This window comes from Candidatus Stygibacter australis (assembly GCA_030765845.1).
GTDB classification, from domain to species: Bacteria; Cloacimonadota; Cloacimonadia; order Cloacimonadales; family TCS61; genus Stygibacter; species Stygibacter australis.
Map to the genome: position 1 here is coordinate 1 of JAVCDJ010000108.1, position 8,354 is coordinate 8,354.

Annotated in this window: 6 protein-coding genes; all 6 read left to right on the top strand. The window is 35.3% G+C overall.

Features of this window, described 5'->3' with window-relative positions; all coding sequences use genetic code 11:
* On the top strand, positions 1-1,882 hold a 1,882-nt coding region (locus RAO94_05620), incomplete at its 5' end, for a DUF1565 domain-containing protein (GenBank protein MDP8321808.1).
* A gap of 21 nt (positions 1,883-1,903) precedes the next feature.
* Positions 1,904-2,467 (top strand): hypothetical protein, encoded by a 564-nt coding sequence (locus RAO94_05625; GenBank protein MDP8321809.1) that lies wholly within the window; start codon positions 1,904-1,906, stop codon positions 2,465-2,467.
* A 204-nt stretch (positions 2,468-2,671) separates the two neighbouring features.
* On the top strand, positions 2,672-3,478 hold the full coding sequence (locus RAO94_05630) for a hypothetical protein (GenBank protein ID MDP8321810.1): 807 nt from the start codon (positions 2,672-2,674) through the stop codon (positions 3,476-3,478).
* Positions 3,479-3,712: 234 nt separating this feature from the next.
* Positions 3,713-4,459 (top strand): T9SS type A sorting domain-containing protein, encoded by a 747-nt coding sequence (locus tag RAO94_05635; protein MDP8321811.1) that lies wholly within the window; start codon positions 3,713-3,715, stop codon positions 4,457-4,459.
* Positions 4,460-5,061: 602 nt separating this feature from the next.
* On the top strand, positions 5,062-6,513 hold the full coding sequence (locus RAO94_05640; GenBank protein ID MDP8321812.1) for a protein kinase family protein: 1,452 nt from the start codon (positions 5,062-5,064) through the stop codon (positions 6,511-6,513).
* A gap of 54 nt (positions 6,514-6,567) precedes the next feature.
* Positions 6,568-8,196 (top strand): serine/threonine-protein kinase, encoded by a 1,629-nt coding sequence (locus tag RAO94_05645; GenBank protein MDP8321813.1) that lies wholly within the window; start codon positions 6,568-6,570, stop codon positions 8,194-8,196.
* Positions 8,197-8,354: the final 158 nt, after the last annotated feature.

The window sequence follows — 8,354 nt, forward strand, 5'->3', positions numbered from 1 at the left end:
AGAGAATGTGACGATTACGGATAATTCGGCTGGAGAATTTGGCGGTGGGATTTTCTGCGCTGATTCCAGTCCGAGTTTAGAGAATGTAACGATAACGGGTAATTCGGCTGGGCGGAATGGCGGTGGGATTTACTGCGAAGAATCCAGTCCGATTTTGGAGGATGTGACAATTACGAATAATTCGGCTGAGTGGAATTGCGGTGGAATTTACTGTTCTTCTTCTAGTCCGAGTTTAGTGAATGTGACGATAACTAATAATACGACTGATGGGGATGGAGGTGGGATTCAATGTGTTGAAAATTCCAGTCCGAGTTTAGAGAATGTGACGATTACTGGTAATTCTGCTGATGAAAGGGGCGGTGGGATTTACTGCAGTTTTTCCAGTCCGAGTTTAGAGAATGTGACGATAATGAATAATTCGTCTGTATGGCATGGTGGTGGGATTTACAACCATTCTTCCAGTACAGTATTCAGCAGTGAAAATCGCTGCAATATATATTTAAATAATGGAGGTTATGGCAATGATATTTATTCTAATACCAATATGAATGTCATAGTTGATACATTCACGGTATTAAATCCGACAGATTTTCATGCTACACCGATTGAAAACTTCACTTTTGATATTTTACATGGATTACAGGGTCAGATAAATGCTGATCTTTATGTTTCACCTTCAGGAAATAATACCAATACTGGCTTAACTTTAGATGATCCTCTCAAGACAATTCAGTATGCCTGTTCTGTTATATTGGCAAACAGTCAAAATCTTCACACAATTCATCTTGCAGAAGGTACTTACAGTCCTTCAATTAATGGAGAGATTTTCCCGGTAAATATACCGGATTTTGTCTCATTATGTGGTGAAAGTGAAACAGGAGTAATTCTTAATGCGGAAGGAATATCGGGAGTTATCAGGCTTAATAATGTGGAAAATGCAATTTCTAATTTGACAATTACTAATGGGAATACTCATTATGGCGGTGGGATTTTGTGCGATTCTTCCCTTCCGATTTTAGAGAATTTGATGATAACTGGTAATTCGGCTGAGCGGGATGGTGGTGGAATTTACTGCGATATAAATTCCAGTCCAATTTTAGAGAATGTTACGATAGCGGATAATTCGGCTGAGCGGGATGGTGGTGGAATTTACTGCCAAGAATCCAGTCCGATTTTAGAGAGTGTTACGATAGCGGATAATTCGGCTGAGCGGGATGGTGGTGGAATTTACTGCGAAGATTCCAGTCCGATATTAGTGAATTGCATTATGTGGAACAATGCACCTCAAGAGGTTTATTTTAATGATGACGATGACCCTAATTTAATAACAGTAGCTTATACCGATATTGAGGATGGACTTGAGGGAATAGTAACTAATAATAATGGTACAGTTAATTGGCTGGAAGGTATTATAGATTCTGATCCCTTATTCTTTGATATAGAGATGGGAGATTATCATCTGACAGAGGATTCACCTTGTATTGATGCCGGTATTGCTTATTTTGAATATGAAGGTGAAGTCTTAGTTGATTTGAGTGAAGATGAATATTGGGGAATTGCTCCTGATATGGGAGCGTATGAATATGGACTCGTCAATACTGACGAATTTATCATTCAAAATTCAAAACTCAACATTCAAAATTACCCAAATCCTTTCAATCCTGAAACGAATATTGTCTTTGAATTATCTTTTGGCAGTAATGTCTTGATTGAAATCTATAATATAAAAGGTCAAAAAGTAACAACTCTGGTCAATGGTCCTTTTGAGGCTGGCAGTCATAAAATTACCTGGAATGCCGTTGGTCAAAGTAGCGGAGTCTATCTGCTGAGATTTAATACTACTGAAACAAGTGAGATGAAGAAACTTATCCTGCTTAAATAGTAAGGAAAAAAAGAGGTAATAATGAAATGGGAAAAAATTGAAGCGGGGCCACCTGAAAGCATTCCTGATTCATCAATCGCTGGAGAAACTTGGAGGCTTGTTGTAACTGGAGATATTAAGTGTTGGATCGTGGACTCGGGTTTTTGTTGGTTTATTTATATTCAACATGAACATTTTCCAAAACACATATCGACAAATGTTGCAAAGACTAGGGATGATGCAAAGAGAAAATCAATCTCTTCAATAAGGGAAATCTGTTTTGCTTACAAGGATGTTGAATACTTTCCTCAAGAATTAGTAAAAGTTGAAGAGGGATATCCTGATTATTTTGCTTCATTAATATCATCCGAATTAATTGAGGAAATATTCTACCTCGAAGTGACACACACAATTGATTGTTGGATTGGAAAGCATTCATCTCAAATTAGCTGCATAAACATAGAATATAATAAACTTCCAAAGCACCATATTATTCATACAATCAAATCAATAACACAAGCAAAAACTGAAGTTATTAGAATTGCGAAAACAATTTTTGAGGATTATAATGAAGCAGCAATATTACTACAAGATTTTGAAGAATAAATGCAGTTATTAACATAGGGCAGGGATGTGCTCAAGTGACAAGTATAGGATTATTTAGGTTTATAACTTCTTTTCATTGAGAGACCATGAAAACAAATACCTACATGATAGAAAAGATATCAGGTTGGATTTTTGGAGATATTGAGTTAAAATAGCTCATTTTTGGGATAAGGATAGTAATTACTTAAGATTTAGGATGGGATAATGATGAATGAATTAATAAATTTCTTAATGCATTATATTGAATGGTTAAAAGAATATGCTTCAATTATCTTTGCTGTAACTGCAACAATCATATCAATACTAACTTATCGACGTGCAAAAGCTACGATTTTACAACCACTAAGAAGTGAAACAATTAAAAAGCAATCTATATTATTTTCAGAACTGATTGGATTTCTTTCAGCAAAAAATCATGATATTCATGATAGACTCGACTATATTAATATCATAAGAATATCAATTTTCAAACTACTTGAAGATTTAGGTTTCCGCTCAGATGAATTTGACAAGTTTGAGGATAAGTTTCGAAATGAATGTGCTAGTTGGATCTGGGTGGGTAAATCGAATATAATGAGAGATGTAAAATTAGTAGAAACATTTGAAAATACCACTGACGTTGATTGCAAGGATTTTGTAAAGATTCGATTTTCTGAATTTGAGAAAGGTAATTATGATATAGAGCGGATATTTCTAACGAAAAAGCATCATCAATTCATTGAAAAAATGGCTGAATTTGCTGATAATCCGTTTATTCCCAAAAAAATAAGTGATATTTTTGTTGAACTTTTTGCGGATATACAATTAAATCTCACTATACATATGAAAAGAGAACTAGCTGAGTTTCTAAATGAGTTTCGGGTGCACTATATCGCAAATGGCAAAATTGAAGCTCTCAATATAGATGGCATTTACAACAAATTTAATCGAAGTTGCATGAATCATAGGACATATTGGGAAAGAATTAATTCAGAAATCCGGAAATTGTTATTAATCGATAGTAATTGGTAATAAATCATTTTTTCAGAAGCTAATTAATTCTGGCCAAATTCATTGTTGAAAAGGATATAATTACTTCAAATATGTCAATATAGATCTGGACTGGAGCGAAAAACAACATTCAATTTACATTGGTGAGGGTGTGTATAGTCCCTCAACTAATAGTGAGTTCTTTCAGTAGATATACCGGATTTTGTCTCATTATGCGGTGTAAGTGAAACCGGAGTAATTCTTAATGCGGAAGGAATGTCGGAAGTTATCAGGATAAGTAATGTGGAAAATGCTGCAATTTCAAATTTGACAATTACTAATGGGCATGCTAATTGTGGCAGTGGGTTTTACTGCTATTGTTCCAGTCCGATTTTAGTGAACTGTATTTTATGGAATAATTCACCCCAGGAAGTTGAATTTGTAAGTTTTGATGACCCAAATACAATAACAATAGCCTATTCTGATATTGATGGAGGAGAGGCGGGAATAGAAACCAATAATAATGGTACAGTTTACTGGTTAGAAGGTAATATTGATGCTGATCCTCTATTCGTGGATGCTTTGGTGGGAGATTATCATCTGACAGAGGATTCACCTTGTATTGATACCGGCATTGCTTATTTTGAGTATGAAGGTGAAGTCTTAGTTGATTTGAGTGAAGATGAATATTTTGGAATTGCACCTGATATGGGTGTTTATGAATATGGACTCGTCAATACAGACGAATTGAAAATTGAAAATGTAAAATGTAAAATTAATGCTTACCCAAATCCTTTCAATCCTGAGACGAATATTGTCTTTGATATATCAACAGAAAGCAATGTCTTGATTGAAATCTATAATATAAAGGGACAGAAAGTAACAACTCTGGTTAATGGTCCTTTTGAGGCTGGCAGTCATAAAGTTACCTGGAATGCCGTTGGTCAAAGTAGCGGAATCTATCTGCTGAGATTTATTTCTGCTGAAACAAGTGAGACGAAGAAACTTATCCTGCTTAAATAGTAGTTTCAGATTTTCAATCTGTGAGTCGTGAGACGTGAGACGAGAAAAAAAGAATAGAACACTGATGCCACGGATTACACGGATCAGCACGAATAATGTAAGAGAAGATGGTTATAGCAACGAACAATTACGAACAAAACGAACTGAAGAAGTATAAGACGCGAAAGAGAAGAGTTTATTATTATTTTTGTCTTTCAGTCTATCAGTCGTTTAGTCTTTAAGTCCTGCCGTCGTGTAGTCTTTCAGTCCTGAAGTCTCTAAGTCTCTAAGTCTCTAAGTCGCGTAGTCGCTCAGTCGCGTAGTCGCTCAGTCGCGTAGTCGCTCCGTCGTGTAGTCTTTTCTGAGGTATTATGAGGAACAGCATAATTTACTTGACTGCTATTAAGCAAAAACTTATACCTAACCTGAATGATTCTGATTTACTCAGGTCAGGTAATTAATAAATATCAGTGATTATTGGGTTGAGATCAAGATAGCAGGGAAATTTACAAAGCGATAATATGAAGGCAATAGAATATATAGGTAAAAGCAGAACTGGAAGTAAATCACAGATTACTATGCCGATAGAAGAGCGGTAAGTTACAATGTATAGGGAGATTTAGTTGCCATTTTGTGGAAATTGCGGTAAAAAATTTACTGATAAGGAAAAATTCTGTCCCTATTGTGGAGCTATGAATGAACTGTATCAAGAGGAAACCAGTGAAGCCATAGCAACCCAGATAGCCAGAGCTGGAGATTATAGCGAAGATGCCCGGCAGCAAAACCTTGATCCGCAGAATATTACTGTGGGGACGATAATAGATGACCGCTATGAGATCAGGGAAAAGCTGGGACGAGGAGAATTTTGTACTGTATATCTGGTATGGGACCGTGATGCAGAATGCGAGAAAGCTCTCAAATTCATTCATAAAAGATATTATAACGATACAGAGGTGATTGAGCATTTAAAAAAGGAAGCTTTATTTCTGATGCAGGTGATTTCAGATAACATTGTGCGGGTATGGGATATACATTTTGGTGAAGACATGAAATATATTGATCTGGAATATCTTATAGGTGAGAATCTGGCAGATATTCTTAAGGAAACTGATAACGGGTTAGCTGAAAGCAAAGTACTGAATATTGCCCGTCAATTAGTCAATGCTGTAACACAATTGAATGTAGATAATTTGCCCGGCTTCAGCTTTAAGCCAGAGAAAATTATCATCACAGATTCTGGCATGGTGAAGATCATGGAATTTGGAATTGGAGAAGAGCAGGCATTTAATAAACCTGCTATCTGGACATTTGGCAGGTTAATCCATGAGTTATTAACGGGGCATTCGCCCTATGACATTGAACCTGATAAAGAAATTTCTACTTTAGAAATTAGACCATATCATGCTAATCCAGAATTTAGCCAGAAAATCAATGTACTGCTGACAAAATGCCTGGCATTGGAATCTGAGAAAAGGTTTAATGATTTCCCTGAGATTAAAAACTTCTTATTAGCCAATAGCCCTGACATAGAGCCTTGTGAAATAGAAATTCCAGAAGAGTCTCCTTCTGAAAACAAGAAAGATTTAGATATAATTGACAATGTTGATGCAGACTTGAGGCTTCCCTATGATACCGGGTATGAGAGATTAGTAAAGAAGAAATTCAAAGTGATAAATATTGTGCTCATATCTTTAGTAATTGTTGCCATAGTAATAATTTATATGTATTTCAGGTCAGAGAGGATTGCTAATGATCATGATGCTGTAAGAGGTGAACTTATGAAGTATGGAGAAGAAATATCTAAGATCGCTCTTTACGCAAGAATGAATGAAAATGTTCTCAGAGAGTTACAGCCCTGGGATGAGGAATTATTGGCTTCTGAATTAAACTGGGAAGATAATTCAAAAACAACTAATTTTGCTACTTATACTTATTTCATTATAAATGCAGGGGAAATCAGATTAGCAGCTGTTGGTTATAAGAAGGGATATGATAGATCAAATAAAATTAATATGGAGCTGATAATAGATTTTACCAAGCCATATCCAAATGCAGAAATAATTATCAATAATTAGTTTGGATTATCAGATGAAATGGGAAATCCAGAATTCAAGCTGGAAGGAGTCATTATGATATATTGCGGTAATTGCGGTAAACAATATAAAGAAGAATTAAATTTTTGCCCACATTGTGGAACACCTAATCAAGCTCATAAAACTGATAAAAAGACTGATTGTTCTGCTACTGTAATATCGCGAGTTGGTGAATATGGTAGTGAGGAGGAATCAAGAAATACTGCTTCAAATATAGGTGGAAAGTCTGCTTTAAACCCCAGAAACATACCAATTGGCATCAAGATAGATGGCAGATATGAGGTTAAAGAGAAACTTGGTAGTGGAGATTTTGGTACTGTTTATAAAGTATGGGATTCTGATGCTGATTGCTTTAAAGCCCTTAAATTGATACATTTTGAGTATTATGATGATGAAAAAGTAATCGCTGATCTGAAAAAAGGAACTAAGACCTTGATGAAAATATTCTCTGATCACGTGGTGAGAGTGTGGGATATTCACCTGCGGGGAGATTTAAAATATATTAATATGGAATATCTGGATGGTGAAGATCTGGTAGATTTCAAACTTAATTTTCCAGATAATAAAGTGCCAGAAAGATTAGTGGAGAAAATTGCCCTGCAGCTTGCCGTTGGCATGAAAGAAATACATAAAAATAATGTGATTCACAAAGACCTGAAACCCCAGAATATTATGCTCACCATCGATGGTAGAATAAAGATCATGGATTTTGGGATAGCGGAAACTTTTCAATCTTCTCAATCCAGGATAAAAGAGCCCAGTCGCAGCGAAACTTATCCCTATATGTCTCCTGAGCAATTAGAAGGCAGAAACGTTGGTAAAGAGTCTGATATCTGGTCTTTTGGAATTATTTTATATGAATTATTAACCGGGAAAAAACTCTATTCAGGAAATTCCTATGGTGATTTCCCTGCCCAGATATATAGAAGGAATTATGAGCCTGTAGAAGGAATTAGTTCTAAAATAAATAATCTACTATTGGGCTGTCTGCAGACGAAATACAAAAATCGGTTTAGAAGCTTTGATAAAATTATAGAATACCTGTTAGATAAAGAAGAATCACCTGATAAGAGAAAATCCTCCCAAAAGAAAGGAGCAGAGCCGAGAGAGAGTCATCATCCTATTGTTGTAAACACTATTGAATATGAAAAAAATCGACATACCGGCGAAGTTAGCCATGTAGTGAACACTATCGAAAAAGAAATGCTTGCTAAAGCCTTTTCCGAAAAAAAATTCAAAACCCGTTTTGATATTCTTCTTCTGATATTCGCAATTATAGTCGTGTTCTTTACTATTGTCTATTTTGGGATAGACTTTTCTCTAAAAAGCATTAGCAGACATAGCAGACACAATATGGAAATAGAAATGAAAACATTTAGTATAAAGATCAGGGAATTTTATAATACTCCCAGAAATCAGGGAGGTGGTGGTAGATCTTTAGAATGGGATGATGATAAGAGACTTTTTAAATACCTTGGCTGGAATAATGGTCTATGGAACACAAAAAATGCAAATTATAAAATAGAAGTATCTGGCAAAAAAAATATTGTTCATATATATGGGATAGGCAAAGTTCTTGGGTCCAGGGGAAGTAGTTTTGCAAAAGTTGAAATGATCTTTAATTTTGATAAGGATCCGCCCTATAGATTTAAAACTATTAATTAGAAATTTGGAATCCTCTATTTTATCTATTAAGCATGTAGGTCAATCATCCCTGATTGACTTATAAAAGACTTAATCGAGGACGATTAATCTACGTTATCAATCCAAATCAATGTAGATCAATCATCCCTGATTGACTTATAAAAGACTTAATCGAGGAC

What these genes read in the sequence shown, in the direction of transcription:
- RAO94_05630 (MDP8321810.1), top strand. Translation starts at nt 2,672, where the DNA reads ATGATGAATGAATTAATAAATTTCTTAATGCATTATATTGAATGGTTA.
- RAO94_05635 (MDP8321811.1), top strand. Translation starts at nt 3,713, where the DNA reads ATGTCGGAAGTTATCAGGATAAGTAATGTGGAAAATGCTGCAATTTCA.
- RAO94_05625 (MDP8321809.1), top strand. Translation starts at nt 1,904, where the DNA reads ATGAAATGGGAAAAAATTGAAGCGGGGCCACCTGAAAGCATTCCTGAT.
- RAO94_05645 (MDP8321813.1), top strand. Translation starts at nt 6,568, where the DNA reads ATGATATATTGCGGTAATTGCGGTAAACAATATAAAGAAGAATTAAAT.